Raw genomic sequence first — 1,863 nt, 5'->3', positions numbered from 1 at the left:
ACGGCGCCGTTGCGCAGGATCAGCCGGGACGCCGGATGACCGTAGAGGATGCGGCAGCGCCCGGACGCCTCAAGCCGCTCGGCCAGCCGCTGGCAGAACAGGAAGCAGTCCGCGACCTCCTCGTCCGGCGTATGGATGCCACCCACGAAGGGCGCGCGCTCCAGCGCCGGGTCCAGTTCGCGGCACTGCTGCGCCGAGAGCACGAATTGTTCGGCAGGATCGGACAGGTTCTGTCGCGCACTGCGAAAGCTGCCTTCGTCGCGGAAGGCCACCAGCTTGCCGTTGCGCCGCCAGTCGAAACCGTCCAGCCCGTCCTCGCGCCACTGCGTCAGGGTGGCCTGGCTGAACAGCGCAAGGCGCAGAAGGTGTTTCGCGTTGGCCTGGTTCACCGAGCGCCGGCAGGCGGCAGTGAATTCCAGCAACCAGCGCCACTGCGCCAGGTCCAGGCGCGGGCGCAGACGCAGCGGCGAGTCCCCACGCAGCAGCCAGCCCAGCGCCTGCTGCGGCACGCCGGCATCGGCCAGCGGCGCGACATAGCGGTAGGACAGTTGGCCACCGTTGGCGAAGCTGGTTTCCAGCCCGGCCTGATCCCGCGCCTCCAGCACAGTGACGTCGAAGCCTTCGAGGACCAGCGCCTGTGCCGTGGCCAGTCCGACCACGCCCGCGCCGATGATGCATACCCGCTGTGCCATTGCCGTCTCACTGCCCATCCATTCCTGGCCTCGACCTTAGGCCTGGGTGACAGGCGGCGAACAATGAATAAACATGGGCAACCCATAACCTTGCGTTATACGCAGCAGTTTTCCACACAACGGGAGAGGCTCATGCGCCTGCGCCATATCGAAGTGTTCCAGGCCATCCGCGAGACCGGCTCGGTCAGCGGCGCCGCGCAATTGCTGCACGTCTCGCAGCCGGCGGTGACCAAGGTGCTGCAGCACGCCGAGCAGCAGTTGGGCTTCCCACTATTCCTGCGTGTACGCGGCAAGTTGCAGGCGACGCCCGAGGCGCTGGAACTGGAGCGCGAAGTGGCCAAGGTCAGCGAAAGCCTGCAGGGCGTGCGCCGGCTTGCGCAGAGCCTGCGCGGCCAGCCGGAGAACCGCCTGCGCGTAGGCGCCACGCCGGCCATGGCGCTGTCGCTGCTGCCGCCGGTGATCCGCGAATGGACCGACCGCTACCCGCAGAGCAGCTGCGAACTGGCCACCCAGCACTCCCGCGAACTGGTGCAGAACCTGCTGATGCGCGAACTCGACCTCGCCCTGACCCTGCAACAGACCGACCACCCCGGCCTGCGCTCGCAGCCCATTGCCAGCGGCCCGCTGGTCGCCCTGGCGCCGCGCGGCCACTGGCCGGAGGATCGCTTGGGTCAACCCCTGACGCTGGACGAACTGGCCGGCGAGCCGATGATCGGGTTGTCCACCTCAGACCCGCTGTCCGCCCGCCTGGAAAGCCATCTGGCCAACATCGAACCACCGCCACGCGTGCGCATCGCGGTGCAGACCTATGCCCTGGCGAGAACGCTGGTGGAAGCCGGAACAGGATTGGCGCTGGTCGATCCCTTCACCGCCTTGGGTGCAGACGAACGCCTGACGGTACAGCGCACCCTGACACCCACCGTGAAGGTGACGCTCTACGCCCTGACCCGCGCCGACGAAACCCCGCCGCACACCCAGGCGCTGCTGCTGGAGATGCTGGTGCGGCATGCCGAGGCACAGCTGGCGCAGCATCGCTTCGAATAAAAGACAGCCCCTGCCACACCGGGGAAGCGCCGCCGGGATGCGTGGTCCGGCGGCGGGGGGGGGGGGCGGCGCCGCCCGCGGCCGGCCGGGGGGGAGTAAAGAAGAGCGCGGCGGCGCGGCGCCCCCC

2 protein-coding genes are annotated in these 1,863 nt (G+C 69.0%); one reads left to right on the top strand and one right to left on the bottom strand.

Features of this window, described 5'->3' with window-relative positions; translation table 11 throughout:
* A partial coding sequence (locus ACCC94_RS29530) for an FAD-dependent oxidoreductase (RefSeq protein ID WP_413353133.1) occupies nucleotides 1-692 on the bottom strand: 692 nt, incomplete at its 3' end.
* Nucleotides 693-824: 132 nt separating this feature from the next.
* On the opposite strand from ACCC94_RS29530, the gene ACCC94_RS29525 reads away from it, so the two are divergent.
* The gene (locus tag ACCC94_RS29525) at nucleotides 825-1,736 is read left to right on the top strand and encodes a LysR family transcriptional regulator (RefSeq protein ID WP_413353132.1); all 912 of its coding nucleotides are present in this window, start codon (nucleotides 825-827) and stop codon (nucleotides 1,734-1,736) included.
* Nucleotides 1,737-1,863 lie beyond the last annotated feature (127 nt).

The organism is Pseudomonas sp. Pseusp97 (assembly GCF_047304025.1).
GTDB lineage: Bacteria > Pseudomonadota > Gammaproteobacteria > Pseudomonadales > Pseudomonadaceae > Pseudomonas.
This window is presented reverse-complemented; position numbering and strand designations above follow the sequence as displayed.

Excerpts from the sequence above, each read along its gene's own strand:
- ACCC94_RS29525 (WP_413353132.1), top strand. The coding sequence starts at position 825 with ATGCGCCTGCGCCATATCGAAGTGTTCCAGGCCATCCGCGAGACCGGC.